This is a genomic window from Cellulosilyticum sp. I15G10I2 (assembly GCF_900095725.1).
Classification (GTDB): Bacteria; Bacillota; Clostridia; order Lachnospirales; family Cellulosilyticaceae; genus FMMP01.
Genome location: NZ_FMMP01000009.1, coordinates 102,514 through 121,429, shown reverse-complemented (window position 1 = coordinate 121,429; position 18,916 = coordinate 102,514). Strand labels below are relative to the sequence as shown.

At 36.4% G+C, this 18,916-nt stretch carries 12 protein-coding genes and 1 riboswitch; all 12 genes read left to right on the top strand.

The features are described from left to right. Positions 1 to 82 precede the first annotated feature (82 nt). The 12 genes from BN3326_RS09180 to BN3326_RS09125 all read left to right on the top strand — a co-directional run bounded on the left by BN3326_RS09180 (position 83) and on the right by BN3326_RS09125 (position 18,771). The gene (locus tag BN3326_RS09180) at positions 83 to 4,870 is read left to right on the top strand and encodes a hypothetical protein (RefSeq protein WP_069998897.1); all 4,788 of its coding nucleotides are present in this window, start codon (positions 83 to 85) and stop codon (positions 4,868 to 4,870) included. Between the two features lie 12 nt (positions 4,871 to 4,882). Continuing rightward, positions 4,883 to 9,169 carry a fibronectin type III domain-containing protein gene (locus tag BN3326_RS09175; RefSeq protein WP_069998896.1) on the top strand — a complete coding sequence of 1,429 codons (4,287 nt, stop codon included), beginning with the start codon at positions 4,883 to 4,885 and terminating at the stop codon, positions 9,167 to 9,169. 284 nt (positions 9,170 to 9,453) lie between these two features. Further along, complete coding sequence (locus BN3326_RS09170) at positions 9,454 to 10,248, top strand: YwmB family TATA-box binding protein (RefSeq protein ID WP_069998895.1); 795 nt, start codon at positions 9,454 to 9,456, stop codon at positions 10,246 to 10,248. Between the two features lie 67 nt (positions 10,249 to 10,315). Further along, on the top strand, positions 10,316 to 11,233 hold the full coding sequence (locus BN3326_RS09165) for a SpoIID/LytB domain-containing protein (protein WP_069998894.1): 918 nt from the start codon (positions 10,316 to 10,318) through the stop codon (positions 11,231 to 11,233). Between the two features lie 60 nt (positions 11,234 to 11,293). Continuing rightward, a complete protein-coding gene (locus BN3326_RS09160) occupies positions 11,294 to 12,199 on the top strand; it encodes a murein hydrolase activator EnvC family protein (RefSeq protein ID WP_069998893.1) in 906 nt (301 codons plus the stop codon). Positions 12,200 to 12,343: 144 nt separating this feature from the next. Then, a complete protein-coding gene (gene spoIIID / locus BN3326_RS09155) occupies positions 12,344 to 12,598 on the top strand; it encodes a sporulation transcriptional regulator SpoIIID (protein WP_069998892.1) in 255 nt (84 codons plus the stop codon). A 202-nt stretch (positions 12,599 to 12,800) separates the two neighbouring features. Further along, positions 12,801 to 13,802 carry a rod shape-determining protein gene (locus BN3326_RS09150; protein ID WP_069998891.1) on the top strand — a complete coding sequence of 334 codons (1,002 nt, stop codon included), beginning with the start codon at positions 12,801 to 12,803 and terminating at the stop codon, positions 13,800 to 13,802. 11 nt (positions 13,803 to 13,813) lie between these two features. Then, positions 13,814 to 14,584, top strand: a complete 771-nt coding sequence (flgF, locus tag BN3326_RS09145; RefSeq protein ID WP_069998890.1) for a flagellar basal-body rod protein FlgF — start codon at positions 13,814 to 13,816, stop codon at positions 14,582 to 14,584. Between the two features lie 11 nt (positions 14,585 to 14,595). Continuing rightward, a complete protein-coding gene (locus BN3326_RS09140) occupies positions 14,596 to 15,408 on the top strand; it encodes a flagellar hook-basal body protein (protein WP_069998889.1) in 813 nt (270 codons plus the stop codon). 12 nt (positions 15,409 to 15,420) lie between these two features. Then, positions 15,421 to 15,822, top strand: coding sequence for a rod-binding protein (locus BN3326_RS09135; protein WP_069998888.1), 402 nt, complete (start codon positions 15,421 to 15,423; stop codon positions 15,820 to 15,822). 67 nt (positions 15,823 to 15,889) lie between these two features. Next, positions 15,890 to 15,991: riboswitch (SAM riboswitch) on the top strand. A 153-nt stretch (positions 15,992 to 16,144) separates the two neighbouring features. After that, positions 16,145 to 17,332: a methionine adenosyltransferase gene (gene metK, locus BN3326_RS09130; RefSeq protein WP_069998887.1), complete on the top strand. Its 1,188-nt coding sequence runs from the start codon at positions 16,145 to 16,147 to the stop codon at positions 17,330 to 17,332. A gap of 206 nt (positions 17,333 to 17,538) precedes the next feature. Further along, a complete protein-coding gene (locus BN3326_RS09125) occupies positions 17,539 to 18,771 on the top strand; it encodes a hypothetical protein (protein WP_069998886.1) in 1,233 nt (410 codons plus the stop codon). The last annotated feature ends 145 nt before the right edge of the window (positions 18,772 to 18,916 follow it).

Here is an 18,916-nt window from a genome sequence, read left to right as displayed (position 1 = left end):
TGTCGATAAATATTAGGAGAAAACTTATTTATTGAAGAGATATTCATATAGATTACTAGTTTAGATCTGGAGGAGATAGCACATGAAAAGAAGAGTAGCACTATTATTAACCATTATTATGCTTTTAAGTTCTTTAAATGTCCTAAGTTTAAGTGCTGCACCGGCTGAGTTTGATAGCGAATTTAACTATAGGTTGGTTACTGATCAAGGACTTTTAGATGGGTTGAATGGGATAGAACCCAACAACAATGGGCTTCAAAAAGATGAAGCCGGGGTCAAATGGGATATGAAGTCTATAGGTAAATATACATTGAGTTATTATGTTCAACAATCAATTACTAATAAAGTTGATCTCGAATTTGATGTAGCAGCTTCAGGACAAGTAACGATGAGGGCTAGTCTCAGTACGACTCCAGCTACATATAGTTTTAGAACCTATAATGCAGGGACTTGGGCATGGCAGACAACTTCACCAGCATTAGGTGTTTTTCAGTACAACAATCTGCAGCTGGATGCCCCAGGTAAAACCGTAGGTTTTGAACAGCAGCAATTAAGTTTTACTGCAGGATCACTCCCTATTAGACTTCAAATTAAAGGTCAGACTATCCATATCAGTACGCAGGGGATACAGGCAGGCTATATCACACCATTTGAATTAACATACGACAGTGGCAGTATTCAAAAGACAGGAACTTTGACCACTTTAAAGGGTCTTGAGAAGTTTACAGTTACACCTACACATTTAACATCGGGTCCAACACTAGAATCTAAACATACACTTCAAAGCGGAGATGAAACTTTGGGTAGTCGTCCAGGTGTTAAAGTATCATTTGATAAACCTAAAGCCATTATTGGTGGCAGCAGTGTATTTACTGAGGTAGAAGGATCTGATATCTCAGCAGTATTAAATATGTCCATTGCGACTTCAGCATCAGGAGGGGAAAGTGGGGGGAGCAGCAATGCGCTTACACTTAACTTTTCTTTAGGGAGCACAATACCAGCTAATCCCATAGAGGTGAAAAGAAATGGTACAACGCATGGACAGGTGCAAACAAGCGGTAGTACGATGAGTATTTATGTCAATCAATCTACGGACTATCTGGATAATGATAATAAAGTAAAAGTTATAGAATGGGATAAACTTGATTCTAGTATGTTGATAAATGCGGGATTAAGTTTCAGTGGCGGTGTTATGAGTAGTCTTGACATAGGACAAAGAACATTCAGCCCGGAAAATAATGGACATACTTATTTGGAATACAGTGCTTTTAGAGCCAGTGAGAGTCAGGTAGGTATTTGGATTAAACCTTACAAAGTAAACGGTGCTGTAACCTATACTTTAAAACAAGGAACACTATACGATAATGTTTCACCGTTGGTATACCATAACTATCCAGGTGGATTAAATAATTCGGAGCTCATCTATATCTACGTACCTAATACAGCTGAGACCACCTACTTCCAAGTCGAAGCAGATATTGGCGGCAAAGCAGCCCTTCAGTCTCAAATCATACAATTTAGTATTAATAATGAAACACCGCCACCGCCAGTATCTAAAATACAAAGTATTAACAATATTTATGCTGTGCCGGGAGATAACCTAGAAGATCCACCACAGGCCATTGGATTTGATATAACTTGGCAGGCACCACAAAAAAGTGAGTTAGAGGCTATTTTAGCGAAGGGTGCAATCTATTATGAACTTTCCTTCCACCAAACCAAAAAAGAAAGCGGTGCGACACGACCTGCCTCAGATTCGAAGGTCATTAAGATATTTAAAGTATCCAAAGACCTTGTGAGTGGTAAAATTGTAGTAGAAGCAGTAAGTGGTGAGGCTGGATCGGGACAATACATAGAAAGTACAGGGAACTTTTTAGTGGAAGAAGTTGTGCTTAAATCTATCAATGAAACAGGTTGGGAGTTTATAGAGGTTCAAGACAATAGATTTAACGGGAACGATTATACACCAGGCAATGAAATGACAATGCCTGCCTATACAGTGCCTAAAGTTTATTATGCAAGCATTAGAGCAATATTTGATCCAAGTGACATCGGTGCAAAAATTGCTGTAAGTCAGGATTCAAACGACATTTCAGTACCTCTTGATACAGTAATAGAAATTATACCAACACCTACAAAGCTTGAGAGCATAAACCGCTCGGTAATGAATCCATTGCCGCCAAAAATTAATTATGATATTGAGATTGATAAAATTAATATTACGAATTATGTAAAAAAGATGCTTAAGCCAGCAGCGCTTCATCTAGATGAAACAACCACTGAAACGTCTTACAAAGGAATTTATGAGATTTTTCTTTATCAAAAAAATGATAAAAAAACAGCTTATACAGACCAAGATTTTGTAGTTGAAACAGGTGTAGCACGTTATAAGCATGCTGCAGATACTACGATACTTTTAACTGATGATGAGATGGAGTCTTTAAGAAACGGAGGCGTTCTTCCCATTGTTTACACGGTTGATTCGCTAGGAGATGTTCAAAATCCGCCGCCAGTCAAATTGTCATTAGAAGGTTTAGATGCGAATCAAGTGTATTATGTAAAAACGAGAGTAAGATTAGATGTGTTTAAAGACTTGCAGCCAAAAGATTCAAGGTATTCAATATTCTCAAAGATTCTTAGCTTTACAACGACAGCTTTGCCACAGCCGCCTAAACCAGAAGATAAAGTGCCGCCTGCACCACAGGACTTTTGGGTAGAGTCTCAGCCTAATAATACTACGGCTATCTTAAAGTGGGCAGAAGCAAAGCTTGAAAAAGATGAGGATATAACGAAACTTTATTATGAAATCGCAAGAGCAACAGATGTTAAACTTAATGAAAATGAACAAAGACGTCAATTAAATATAGAGGCATTAGTTTCTGATAATAATAAAGTTGTTGGATTCAGAACATCAGAACCAAATCTTATGGCTATAGGAGGCAATCCATCAGCTAGCGGGTGGTATCAAGTTGAACCCGTTCAGTCTTCAGACAGCTTAAGGTTAGAAGATAACAATCTTTCACCTAATACCATTTATTATTATTATGTGCGTACAGTATGCATCGTTAACGGAACCATGGTCAGATCAGAGTGGATTATGGTACCTGTTACGACTCATCCGGTTGAAAGGCCTATAAAGCTTCAGGTAGAAACACCTAGCAAATATACATATGATCCTAAAACAGAGACGGTCATTAGTTTCTTAGCGCCTATACCAGGTGGTGCAAATGTTCCAAATGATTATGAATTTGAAATAGCAGTTCAAGGCGAGACAGATGATAATTATCGCTTGGACTATTCGCGGGTATCAGTTCTATCGATTGAAGATCCAAGTACCATAACGTCAGGTTATAGGCATTTTGTCTATAAACTTTATAACCTTAAACCTGGAAGAAGATATGATATTAAAGTAAGAGTTGTTGATAAAACCAGTGCTAAACCAGAAAATGGAGACTATCCAAGATCGCTTTATTCAGAAAAGGTAGTTGCAAGAACGGAATTTGATCAAGATGACCAAGACAAGGATAATAAGTTTAGTGAATATCTTAAGCGTTTCGAGGATGAGGTAGAGAAACTAAGAAGAAAAGCGTACTGGGAAGTAGAAGGAGAAAATAGATTCTCAGCAGCTTATAAGTATAAAGCGTCATATATTAATGCAGAACTTGCTGTGAAAAGTGCATATGACTTGCAGACACTAGAAGGCATGAATAGACTTACCTATTATCTGCCAGCTACAATGCTAAATAAAGCCAGCGACTTAAATGTAATTATTAATGCTGTACTTGGTACGGAATCAATAAGTATAAGACCGTATACGCTTACTGCTGATAATGAAGCGATTAAGGAAGCAGTTGCCCAGAAGAATCAAAAGAAAATTAAAGATTATTATATTAAGTTAGATTTTATTAAAATGGCAGCTGGAAGTAAGGTTAACGGGGAAGACACCTTATCACCAGAAATATGTATTGATATGGATATTATTTATATAGATCAAGAAGATATGATCCTAGAGGATGATATTATGATAGCACTTAATAAATTGGTTGACAGAGAAAGAATCCGTATTATCACACGACTTGAAAATGAATTAAGTAAAGGAACTATTAATGATGAATCATTAAAAGATATTATTGATAGTGCTATAGCGAATATTAAAGAAGATCATCAAAGTTCTGTAAAAAGTATTTTAAAGAAACAAACAGATAAGACAGTAGCTGTATATGAGATCGAAAAGCCTATACTTATTACAAGTATCTTAGACAGTTATTCAGTAAATGGTTATTATTTAGAAGGAACTTGGAGCAGTGTCGAGGTGTTGCAGGCAAATGGCGGCTATACTATTGAAGCGCATCAATTAGGAATTTATATTTTCACTGGCAAGACTGGTATTGCAAACACTATCCCAAGTCTTGCGGCGTATCAAAATATGATTTCGAAATATAATTTAACAGATTTTTTTGTATTAGATGCCTATATGATTAAAACTGGCGCCACAAAAAGGCAGGTATATGGGGCAGTTGCAAGAATACTTGGGGCTAAGAGAAATACTGATTATATGGAATACCTAAAAAATAGAGGAATAAAGGGTATAACGAGTATCGGTCAAGATAAAGTGATCAGACAGGATGAAGCTATTTATATTATTATGCAGGCCTATGAGAAAGTATATAATAGACCCATTACATCTGTTCAGATTAAAAATAGACAGAGTGTAACCAATATAGGAGCTTTCCAAACTCAGTACAGAGCCTATGTTTATGCTGGGGTTGAGCTTAATATCGTAAACAATCCAAACAGACAAGTATTACCAAGTAAGTCCATGTCAGTAGAAGAAACACTAAAAATACTTTCAAAAGTAGCACTAAGATAGGGGGCGGAGAAGATGTATAAAAAGAAACTAGTAGCTTGGCTGCTGTTTATAGTTCTTACCATCAGTTTAGTACCTATAAATATATTTGCTAATGCTCAAACTGGTTCTTACAGTACTACAATAGCCAACATTATCGTAAGAAGCAATAAAAATTTATCTAATGCTACGCCTGATGTTACGGTACAGTGGAACGGCGTAAGAAATAGAGAAATTGGGACACCAAACGATCCGACTCAGTTTTATGAGCTTTTGGTAACAGATGCTTTAAATAATGCAGCTATGAGAAGTCCGTCATCATCTATTCCGGCGACAGGCGATAATAGTAATGAAGATGCACAAAGTTATATTTATAATGTAGGGGATACGCTTAAAGATAACCGTTTTACGAGCGGCAAGCTTTATAAGATAGAGATTGTACCAGGGCATTACCATACTAATGACAGTGTGACCACACCTGTAAGAGCCAGTAACAACCAAGGGGTTGGTTATTTCTTTACAGACTTTAATACAAGACTTGAAAATAAAAATGGACAGCTAGAGGTGAACTGGGAGTATATCCCAGGTGCTTCTTATGAGGTGCGTTATCTGCCTGCAGACCGTGCAACGGTTGAGCAAATGGAACAAGGGATCACCAATAGTAGTGGGGTTACGATCACACCTACAGCTGTACCTATTTCAAATGCATATGCAGAAAATGCCAGCAACCAAATAACGGTCAATGGGGTAAAGCGGGTGAGGTATATTGTAGAACAACCAACACCAGGTCAAATTTATTCTGCATATGTAGTTCCTACAAGTGTGAACAATGCTTTAATAGGCAATTATAGATTTGAAAATATTGTTCAAAATAAAGAAACTGGTATTAATGGCCCTAAAGTTGCACAGGCCTCTACAGATATTTTGCTTGACGTATTTGATGTAGAACCCAATTATGTAAGATTAGAATGGCATTTAGCTTCATGGATCACTGCTAATAGCAAGCTTAAAAAAACGGAAATATATAAAATCGATGAAGGAAACGCTGTGCCTCAGCTGATAGGAACTATTCTTAATACTTCGTTGGCAGAAAACAAAGACTTAGGTTATTATCAATACCTTAGACCGACGAAGAATACTACTTTTTTTGTACGGTTTCAGATTGATGAGATGAGTGAGATGCTGGAAACGGAACGTGTACTGTATATTCCTGGGCAGGCAGCGGTTAGGCCCCTTAAACCTAAAATTCCAGAGCCCTTTTCGGAAAGCATCGATATAAGCGATACAAATATTGATATAAGACCCTATATTGTGTCAGAAGATGATATTTCAAGAGGAAGTCTGCAGTTTAAAGACAATACTTTTCACGTAACGAATACAAATCCTTTAAATATTCAGCTTGTATGGGATGCACCGACAAAAACAGACACATTAAATAATAAGATAGTGGATTATGATATCCAATATGATGTTTACGTTACGAAAGATAAAAACTTATTAGAAGATGAAAACCTTACGCCAATAGCTAGTAATCTTCCTTTTTATGAACTTGCGCCAAACAACTTGATTTTTAATCAAAGCAGAACGCGGGTAGTAGGGTTTAAAACGTTAATTGAGCAATATACAAAGGCTGATAATACCCAAGCGGCGCTTAATGCTAACAGTTCATATTTTATTAAAGTTATAGCTAAAAGACCTTATGGAACTTCTTATATTTTATCAGATCCAACCATTGTATCAATTACAATAGATAAAAATGGTGAAGTGTTTACGCCACCTATTCTTGCAAAACCACCGCTCAAACTCCATGAGACCACGATGGTATCTGCAACCTTAAGATGGCGTACCACGTGGCGAGAAATATATGTTAAGGATGCCACCCTAAGAGACAATTATCCGCCGGAGGAAAAACAACAGGCACTGCAATGGAACTCAGTTGTATATACAGGAACCGCAACGCCACCTTATATTCGCTTTAAGCCTGCAGAGGGACTTACTGAACACATCCTTAATACGTCCAATCAGGTAGATCAGATAAGAAACAGTGTGGGAACAGTTTACTATGATGATCACTATATCAATAGGACAGTTGCGCTAGGTGATGAATCAAATTATGAATTTAAGGTTTTAAGTTATGATGAGGTCAACCGTCAAATTGCTAAGTACATAGAAGAAAAGGGTATGCAAATGACGATCCAAGATTGGCTTATGGATCCTGTAAACTTTGGACAAACAGGCTGGGAAACTATTGCACCGCATATTCCTCAGACTAATCAGGAGCCTGATAATAATAATTGGATGGAGTATACTAAAGAGGGGCTTTTGCCTAATACACGCTATGTGCTGTTGATTAGAGCTTATAAAGTATTAGACGATGGGACGCGACTTGTACAAACTTATCCAAGTTATGTACTGGCTACGACCCTTACGGATTATGAAAGTCCAGAAGAGACTCCAAAGACACCGGAACTTAATTTGGATACTAAAGATGATACATCTATTACTGTATGGTGGATGTATAATAATAGCTTTGACTATGAGATTGTGTATAGCAGACTTGATAATCCTTCAGCAGCTATTACATGGGATTTTAATATTTCAGATGTTCCGGGAGATATGAACTATGTTTCAAACGGGGCAAAAGCCAATGTCAGAATAACAGGATTAGTACCGGAAACAACTTATAATGTTTGGATCCGAGCAAAGCAGAAAAAAGGGACTGAAACTTCAGCATGGAGTAATCCAGTCACAGTGAAAACAGATCCACTAGGAACGCCTGCTATGCCAACAGGCCTAGGACCGGCTGCTTACCAAAGTATACTAGAAATTGGTCAGGATTTTCCGCCAATAGCTAAAGATTATATTACAGTAGAGTGGATTAAAAATGCCAACGATACAGCAGAAATGCAGAATACTGAAAAGCAATACAGTTACGTAGTAGAATTTGCAGATAATCCAGAGTTTTTAGATGCAGTTATTGTAAATACATCAGGGGCTGTTGTCCCAGGAAATAATGGTGATGCGCAGTACGAAGTGCTTGCTAAAAATATGGTGAGATTTAACAATCTTATAGCTAACAGACCTTATTATGTAAAAGTTAAGACAGTTTTAACCTATAAAGATACAGAAGGCAATAGAGAAATTGTTAGAGAATCAGACTATACAAGCTGGGTAAGGATACTCACTAAAACGTCCACGGATGAATATGACGGTGGAGAAAACGACAACATTATTACTTATCCAGAGGCTATTATTGAGGACTATTCAAAAGATATCTGGACTGTAGAAATAGTAGATACAGCTAAAATTATTACCGATATCATGAAGAAAAAAGATTATTTTTATACAATCAAGGTTGAAAAGTTTAATAATAAGCATGATGCGGCTATTAGAAGACTTAAAATACCAAAGTCTATTATTGATGCACTTATTAGTCAGAGGATGGAACTCAAAATTGCAACCAATATAGGTATTTATGAAATACCTGTAAAAGCGCTTGAAGTCTATACTAAACAACATAGTGCAAAAGATATGGTACAACTTGAATTTACCCAAATTGTTGATTATAAGATAACGCATATTATACGACAATACCCAGAAACACTGCTTAAAGGGGAACAACTGGACATTTTTATAAAAGGCAGCAATAGAACAACAATAATCAAAAAGTTAGATGGGTACCTCAAAGTAAAACTTAAGCTGGATGCTGCTAAGGAATATATGTATAAAGACTTATTCGCCTATACCTATAATTTTGATGCTGCAGCCTGGAAAAAAGAAAACCATAGTATTGATACCCTTACAGATACTTATATTACTTATTCAACAGCGGTTACAGGAATATATACCGTTTATGAAAAATTAAAGACAGCTTCAGCCTATTCAAGTACTTATGGTATGAGATTACTTGCGAATACCTACGGTATATCAGCACTTGGGACTGTCTATTTTCAAAATGAAGTTGTACATAGTAATCAGTTTGTTCATCTGCTCTTAGGCATAGCACAAAATAAACCTCAAATAGATCTTACTGCGCCGGTTTATGCAGATACACTTACGAAAGCTCGAACAGCAGGTATTTATACTGAAAGTGCTTCGGGTGGGATTAATGAAGAACAAGCTATAGCAGCAGTGGTAAGACTTTATGAATTAAAGACAGGCTACAAAGTTAAGCCTTCTAATGTGGCCATAAGTGGTGTAAGCAGTAAATATCAAGAGGCTGTTAAAAAAGCTTATGCGATTGGACTCATTGATACAATTAATCCAAAGCAGCCGGTACGTTATGCTTTGCTGTGTGACTGGCTTTTACAAGTAACAGAGTAAACTAGGCAGGGAATATGATATAGGGCCGAGAGGCAGGCAGAGACACCTTACATCTCTCCCGCCTACCCACAGCCAAACCCGAGTCGAGCTGTAAGGTGCCCCTGCCTGCCTCTCTAGTCTTTATAAAATGTGTATATCTCATGAGTATATGGAGTAAGTATATAAAAATAACATTCAATTTAGTTTCTGCTAATTTGAATGTTATTTTTTATGTATGGTATAAAAAAGGAAAAACCCCCCCATACTTTAACTATTATCTAATATATAAAAGTATGGGGGTTTTTATGAAAATGAATAATAAGTTAATTATTTTGATAACATTGCTAGTATCAACGAGCTATATCTTTGGTATTGATTATTATGATAGGAAAGAAACAAAGGTTAGAACACTATATGAAAAAATTGCTTTGCCGGACATTACATATACTGAGATTAGCAGCACATTAAGAGGTATAAAGGAGAAGGAAGAATTAAAGGAGAGGGATTTGGCGCTTAAGCATAATCAGGTTGTTCATGAGTTTGCGCATGAATATAGCTGTTCTAGGTTATGCACGCAGGTTCATCCTGTTCATTGTGAATCTGAATTTATTCAAGAGGAAGAGGCGATGGAGATCAGAGTAACGGGAAGTGAGACTGAGACACCTTATAGTTTATCTATTAGAAATCAAAAAGACTTACATTATAATACGCATTATAAAATTATGATACAAGGACTTGAAGATATCAATCAAATAGATCATCTAAGAAACAGATCGCTTCAGCTATTTAAAAACTGGGGGGTGAAAGCTCAGGAGACGTTATATTTTAAGGGCGTTATGAGAGGCGAAAAAGATAAAGGAGAGAGAAAAGCTATTGTAAATACTGTGTTAAATCAGCTTAAAGCAAAAAAGACAGGCTACTACCAGGATGACGTCCATCAAGATACCGAGGCTTATTATGCCTATACTAAATTCATAAAAGACTATGTGTTAGATCAAGATAATACTAAAAGCAATATACAGATCAGCTTTTCCTACAATGAGATACAAGGCGAAACGCAGATTATTATAGCATTGCCTTTTTATAATGAATCATTTTAACTCATAAACTTGTCTTACTTTCATATAATGTATTAAAGAGAGGGTATACGGGCATAGGAGGAAAAAAATGAGAGAGTTTATAAAAGCAATATGTTTTATAGGAGGGTGCTTGTTTTTTATCCCTTTTATGGTTGTGTATGTGGGGGGCTATCAAAATGAAAACTTATTACAAGAGATTAATAGTGTGTCCCAAACACAAAGTGCTCAAAAAAATACATCTGATTTTATTCAGGAAGAACAAATCATAGGCATATTAGCTAAAGAAATCCCTTATACCTATGAATATGAAGCGATCAAAGCACAAGCTGTTGTTATCAGAACTTATATGGCAAGAAGAATTTTAGGCATACAAAATAAAGGCGAACTTATAGGGTATAGCCTAGAAGAAATGCAAGATCTATGGGGGGAAAGTTTTAATAATATTTATGCAACCTATCAGGATGCAGTTAAAGAGACTCAAAATGAAATTATTTTATATGATAGCGAACCTATAGAAGCACTATATCATAGGGCAAATGGAGGAAAAACAAGATCAGCTCATGAGATATATAATGTTGAAGTACCTTATTTGATAAGTGTGATGAGTGAAAAGAACCCTGTTACAAAGCAGGTTGAAATGTCCAAACATGAGATGTCTAATAAACTTAGAGAGGTGTATTCAGATCTGATTGTGGATGAAAAAACCTTAGAAAACCAGATTCAAATTGTAGAAAAAGATGAAGCCGAATACATTAAAAGTATTCAAATTGGAAATAGAGTTATAAAAGGAGAAGAGTTCAGAAAAATAATAGGGCTTCCATCCAGTAATTTTAAGATCTTCAACCATGGAGAGACTTTGATTTTTGATGTAAAAGGAGCAGGTTCTGGGGTAGGTCTTAGTCAAAATGGTGCTAATGAGCTTGCCAAAGAAGGGAAAAAATATCATGAGATTATTAAGCATTATTATACTGATATTATAATTCAAAATTATATACATAAAAAATAAATACATATGAATAATATTAAAAAACTCTGGCGATAATTTAGACGTCGGAGGTGTAATAAAATGAATATTAAAAAAATAGGACAATTTTTAAAAAGACATGCCTTTTACGTTGCTGTCGGCGTAGTCAGTGTGGGCGCACTTGTTGCTATATTCTTTGTTCCTAACCGAGGTGGGAATGTATATGAAGAACCAAACCCATATGCTAAGAATGAAGAAACAGCTGGCAAGGTAGAGGATAACATTACGGACGGTATTGGTGATGTGGTTATAGAATATGAAGATGACCTTAATAGCCAAACATCAGAAAGCAATATAGAAAGTAATGCAGTATCAGAAAACAAAGAAGCAGCGAGCGAGGCAAAACAAGAACAAATTGATCAGACTCCTAAAAAGGAAGACATAGTAGCTGAAACGTTTGAGTCTACTACCGCAAATGCTGTTGTACAACCTTATTTTGCAGAGGGAGATACTTTTACTTGGCCGGTAGTTGGCGAAGTAGTGGTTCCTTATACAGATGAAAGTACAAAACATTGGTTTAGTGAATCACTTAACCAAACCATGCGTACATTCGGAATATGTATATCAGCAAAAGAAGGCCAACAAGTAAAAGCAGTAGCGGACGGCAAAGTAATAGATATTATTGATGATTCTAGTACTTTGGCATCAGATATGCCCTATGTAGGAAAACTAGTTATCCTAGACCATGGTAATGGCTATAAGAGTTTATATGGTTTCCAAAATGGAACACCTAATAAAGACTTATTAGGCAAAATAGTAAAAGCTGGAGAACCTCTAGGTAAGGCTGGTGCTCCAACGGGTGCCTTTATTACTCAAGGGAATAATATCTATCTGCAAGCTATGCACAATGATAAAGCGATTGATCCATTAAAACTTCTAGATTATAAGCAGGCATCTGTAGAGACAGAAGGCGTTGATATGGGGCATACCCCAGATAATATACAATAGTATACCAGGGGAAAATGAAGAGGCAGACCTTATTAGGGCTATCTCTTCATTTTTTTTATCTGAGTAGGTTTATATTTTCTCGGCATAAATAAGCTTCCCGCAGCATATGTATAAAACAAGAGTTGTGTTAAGGGGGGCCTTTTCTTGAAAGCCTATATAGAAGAAAGAGCCGTAGAAGCTGCTAAATTCATTATTAATTCTAATGCTACAGTAAGAGAAACAGCAAAGAAATTTGGTATAAGTAAAAGTACAGTTCATAAAGATGTAACAGAACGACTAGAAAAGATAAATCCTAAACTTGCCACCGAAGCTAGAAAAGTTTTAGAACTCAATAAAGCTGAAAGGCATCTAAGGGGAGGACTTGCAACCAAAGAAAAATATTCGACTATTATGAAATAGTTAAAATAAATAGCATCGCTATATAGAATCTCTATATGGCGATGCTATAATTATTTTATACCTAAAATTTTTCCAATTTAATTTAATATTTTGCAAAATGGAGGGATTTAATGGTATAATGTGATAGATAAAATAGAACTACAGATATAACTGATGAATCATTAAAATCAATCATATATTTATTATACAAAGGAGAAGCCGAATGTTTGGATTAGGAGCAGATATAGGAATTGATTTGGGAACAGCTTATGTGCTGATTTATGTAAAAGGAAAAGGGATAGTCCTTAGAGAGCCATCCATAGTAGCGATTAAAGAAAAGACAAATGAGATTATAGCAGTAGGTGAAGAAGCAAGACGTATGCTTGGAAGAACTCCGGCTAGTATACGTTCTATTAGGCCCCTTAAACAAGGTGTTATATCTGACTATGATGCTACCGAACAAATGCTTAAATATTTTATACACAAAGCAATAGGACATAGACTTATTAAACCAAGGATAGGTGTATGTGTACCAAGCGGCGTAACAGAGGTAGAAAAAAGAGCCGTAGAAGATGCCACCAAACAGGCAGGCGCAAGATATGTAGATACGATTGAAGAACCCATAGCAGCTGCAATTGGAGCAGGGATTGATATATCAAGACCTTGCGGCAGTATGATTGTAGATATAGGAGGCGGAACAACAGATATCGCTATTATATCTTTAGGTGGTGCAGTTGTAAAAAAATCTCTTAAAATAGCTGGGGATGATTTTGATGAGGCGATTACGAGATATATAAGAAAAAAATACAATATCTTAATCGGTGAAAGAACAGCTGAAGATATAAAAATTAATATAGGAAGTGTTTATAAAAGAGAGGTTCCTGCCGAAATAAATGTTAGAGGCAGAAACTTGATATTAGGACTTCCAAAAAATATTGTAATTACTGCTGATGAAATTATGGCAGCTTTAGAAGAGCCTATTACGAATATTATAGATGGGATTCGTTCAGTGCTAGAGGTCAGTCCGCCAGAACTTGCTTCGGATATTTCAGATCGCGGGATAGTACTTACTGGAGGAGGCAGTCTCATTTACGGCCTTGACAAGCTTATTCATAATACCACAGGTATTAATGCAGTTATTGCAGATGACGCTATGTCATGTGTAGCAGTAGGCACTGGGATGTGGGTAGAATACAGATATGCCCATGGATCAAAACAAAAATAAAGGAGGATGACATGATACGGGGATTATATACTGCAGCAACGGGAATGAACGTACAAACTAAGAAGATGGATATTATTTCCAATGATTTGGCGAATGTCAATACAACGGGTTATAAAAAAGATACCACTATTATTGCATCATTTCCGCAAGTCTTGGCAAGTAGAATAGATGATATGCAAAATCATATTCCAAATAATGGTACTATAGGCAATATGAGCTTAGGTGCAAAAGTAGATGAAGTCTATACCAATTTTATTCAAGGTTCAGTTATAAAGACGGATGGTATGGTTGATGTGGCAATACAAGGAGAGGGCTTTTTTGCAGTTCAGACCCCAGGTGGTGTTCTTTATACAAGAGACGGCAACTTTTCTATTAATCAAGAGGGGCAAGTTGTAACAAAAGAGGGATACTATCTGCTTTCACAAGGAGGCACTCCTTTAGAACTAGGACAAGACTTCTTGTTAAATGGAGGCACGGTTACTATTAAGGAATCGGGAGAACTGTATAGGGGGAGCGAATTGGTAGATACAATAGCGCTTGTTAGATTTGATGACCCTAAGACACTTACAAAAGTTAATGATAACTTATATGAAGCTGGTGCACCAGGCGTTCCTTTTCAAGGAAGTATCATTCAAGGGTTTTTGGAAGCATCTAATGTTAATCCAGTGATAGCAATGGTAGATATGATTACTGTTTCAAGAGCGTATGAAGCCAATCAAAAGGTTATACAAACCCATGATGCGCTATTAAATAAAACAGTCAATGAAGTAGGAAGAGCATAGGAGGATAGACAATGATAAGAGGATTATGGACAGCAGCATCGGGGATGACATCTCAGCAGCTCAATGTTGATACAATAGCAAACAATCTGGCAAATGTTAATACGGTAGGTTATAAAAAGGAAACAACTAATTTCAAGAGTTTACTCTATCAAACAATGGCCGCGCCTAATGTAGACAATGTGCAGCAGCCTACAACTATGCAAGTTGGACATGGGGTAAGAGCCCTGCCGAATTCCCGTAATTACAGTATGGGCATACTTCAAGAAACAGGAAATAATACGGATATGGCTATAGAGGGCAAAGGCTTTTTTACTGTACAAAAAGGTGATCAGATGACTTATACAAGAGACGGAAGTTTCCGCATTTCCCTTACAGAAGATGGGGCTTATGCACTGGTTACGTCTGATGGGAATACTGTTTTATCTGTAGAAGATGAACCTATTCTTATAGGAACGGAAATACCTGTAGATAAGGTAGTAATAGGTAAAGATGGCTCTATTTATTACATAGATGAAGAAACAAATATGCGTATGGAAATAGCACAGCTTAAAATCGTACAATTTGCCAATGTAGAGGGCTTAGAGGCTATTGGATCAAACTTATTTATACAGACAGCAGCATCCGGTGAACCTCTTATAGAAGGCGAAGAAGATGGGCTTATTAGAAGCAGTATCAGAACAGGTTATCTAGAAGGGTCTAATGTACAAGTAGCAGAGGAAATGGTAAAGCTAATTGTAGCGCAAAGGGCTTATGAACTTAACTCAACATCAATCAAAACGGTAGATACGATGCTTCAGCAAGCTAATGATCTTAAGCGTAGCTAAGGAGGGAAATAAGTGGAAATCAATTCATTGCAATTTAACCCTATCCTAGGGCAGCAAATAACGAGCAAAATAGAGCAAGAGCAAACCAAAGACTTTGATGCTATTTTTGAGCAAGCAGCAAGGGAACAAGATGATAAAGCCTTGAAAGATGCATGTGTGAAGTTAGAGAGCTATATGCTTTCACAGCTTTTTAAACAAATGAAAAAGTCTATGGTATCAGAAGATGGGCTAATACCAAAGGGGGACTATGAAAAAACCTTCGAGGATTATATCATTAATAATCAGTCAGAAGATATGGCAAAAGCTGGTGGTATTGGCTTGGCGGATATGATGTATAAGCAGATGACTAATGTCTATGCAAAGCAGATAAAAACAGATAATCAAAATAGTATAAATATTGACCAAGAAGTATAAAAAACGATCTATATTGACAATGTTATATTTGAGTGGTAGACTATATTATGAACTATAACTGAATAAATTCTTATCCAGAGAGGTGGAGGGACTGGGCCCTATGAAACCCGGCAACCTAGCATAAGCTAAGGTGCCAATTCCCACGCATATTTTATGCGTAAGATGAGGATGAATGATCGCATACTATTAACCTCATTTTAATGAGGTTTTTTTATTTGCTTTCTGTTAATCCTAACAGTAAGAATAGCTTATTGCAAATGCTGCTACAACGTAGTTGTGGAGCCAATGAGCCAAATCGTAAAATTAAAAGGAGGAGTAAAAAATGGCAAAAAGATTATTTACATCGGAATCAGTAACAGAGGGGCATCCAGATAAAATGGCAGATCAAATATCAGATGCGGTATTAGATGCAATTTATGCACAAGATCCACAGGCTAGAGTAGCTTGTGAAACAGCACTTACAACAGGCCTTGTACTTGTTATGGGAGAAATATCAACAAGTTGCTATGTTGATATCAATAAAACAGTAAGAGATACTATTAATGAAATAGGTTATAATAATCCAGACTTTGGCTTTGACGGACACGCATGCGGCGTTATTGTTGCATTAGACGAACAATCCGCAGATATTGCAATGGGGGTTGATAAGGCCTTAGAAGCAAAACGTGGTGAAATGTCAGATAGTGCTATTGAGGCGATAGGTGCTGGAGATCAAGGGATGATGTTTGGTTTTGCTTGTGATGAAACACCAGAACTTATGCCAATGCCGATATCTCTTGCACATAGACTTTCTAAAAAGTTATCAGAAGTACGTAAAAATGAAACACTTAGCTATTTAAGACCAGATGGCAAAACACAAGTAACCGTAGAATATGAAAATGATAAACCCGTAAGAATAGATGCAGTTGTTGTATCCACACAGCATGCAGCAGAAGTGACACAAGAACAAATTCATGCTGATATTATGGAACATGTTATTAAACCGATTATACCAGCTGAACTATTAGATGCAGATACAAAGTATTTTATTAATCCAACGGGACGTTTTGTAATTGGTGGACCAGTAGGGGACTCAGGACTTACAGGCCGTAAAATTATCGTAGATACTTATGGCGGCTATGCAAGCCACGGCGGAGGTGCTTTCTCAGGGAAAGATCCAACAAAAGTAGACCGCTCAGCAGCTTATGCAGCTAGATATGTAGCAAAAAATATAGTGGCAGCAGGCCTTGCTAAAAAATGTGAGATAGAACTTGCTTATGCAATAGGTGTTGCAAAACCAGTTTCTGTACTTATTAATACCCATGGAACAGGTAGTGTAAGTGATGAAGCCTTAGTTGAAATTGTGAATAAGCACTTTGATCTAAGACCAGCGGGGATTATTAAAATGTTAGATCTAAGACAGCCTATTTATAAACAAACAGCTGCATATGGTCATTTTGGACGTATTGATATAGATCTTCCATGGGAAAGAACAGATAAAGTTGATGTATTAAAAGCTGAAATAAAATAATTTATATAAACGATATGAAGCAGGGCCAGCTATTTTTTAATAGTTGGCCCTGCTTCATATCAGTAAACATGTGGTTTGAAGTTAAAGCGGCAGGCTCGTAATCAGAATGTAATATAAACTTAATAGGGAGATTTTCCTTGAAATTTCCAAATTTGTTTACTATAATTAACTAGAACGAGTAATTAAAGTGAAGATGGAGGTTTGTTATGAAGAAAAAATTAATAGCAGTAATTATGACATTGTTGATGTTACTTGGAACTGTGGGATGTAGCACAGAGGGGCTTAATCTATATGAAGAAATGAAAAAAACATCTGCATGGGAGTATGCAGAAAGTAAAGGAAACGTACTAGTAACTGCTGAGGTTCAGGGGCAAAAGTTTGAACTAGGGGCAGACTTTAGTGGATATGCTAATACAAAAGAAACACAAGCTTACGTAGAAATGCAAATTAATACGATTAAATTCAGCAATATGAGCCTAGATGTTAAAATGTCACCAGTTAAAATGTATGTTGATAATCAAACACTTTATATCAGCAAAACATATTTTACAGAGTTAATGCAAGTTTCTGGGGCTCCGATATCTGAGGCGTTAAACAGTATTGAGGCAGAGTTTATTGGGATTGATCTAAATACAGGCACGCAAGCCGCTATGTTAGATCAAAAAAAGGCTATGGCGCTTACAGAAGCTTTATTTAAAGGTTCTGAGGTAAAAGTACCTGTTACTCAAAATGGCAGAACATACACAATAGAACTTAATAGTGATCAAATGGTAGATTTATCAGTACAGTTTATAAAAGAAGTTATGAATAACATGGATGCTATTAATGAACTTAGTGGTACAGGTGTGACACAAAAAGATATAGATGAGAATAAAGAAGAAGTTGAACTTGCGCTAGTACAAGGTCAGGAGATGGTAAAACCTATGTTAGCTGGCAGTAAGGCAACGCTAAAATATGTTTTTGAGGATAATACATATAAAGAAGATATGGATATTGCACTTAAGTTTGCCTTTGGTGAAGAAAAGATCAATTTGAATATGGCCGTAAATGCCGATTCTAAAAAAAGTGCAAAAAAAGATTTTAAAGTGCCATCAAGTAATGTGCTTTACACTATGGAAGAGTTTATGCAGTTATTAATGAGTGTAAATGCTGGGGGTGTTTCAACAGAGGATACTAAACTCGTTCAAATCAGCCCAGAGCAAATTATTACGCGTAATCAAGAAAAGTATATCCCACTTAGAGGGGCTATGAGCCAGTTAGATGCAGCGGTTATATATGATGCTAAGACTAAAAAGTCAGTTATTATAACTGATAATGCAGAATTTGCAGTTAACACTATTATAGAGCAAGGTGTTTCTTACATTGCTGTAAGTGAACTAAGTAAAGTAGATGCGCTTTATGTTATTGATAGTGATGAAGGGGTAACTGTTTTAAGATAGTTATACTTATAGAGTTATTAGATTGCAGATTTATACTATACCTAAGAGGAGCAGGCAGACTATGCCTGCTCCTTTTAGGTTCAAATACAACCTTATCCACCCGTTGTGGTGAAGTTGTGTATATGTTATACTTTTTAAATAAATA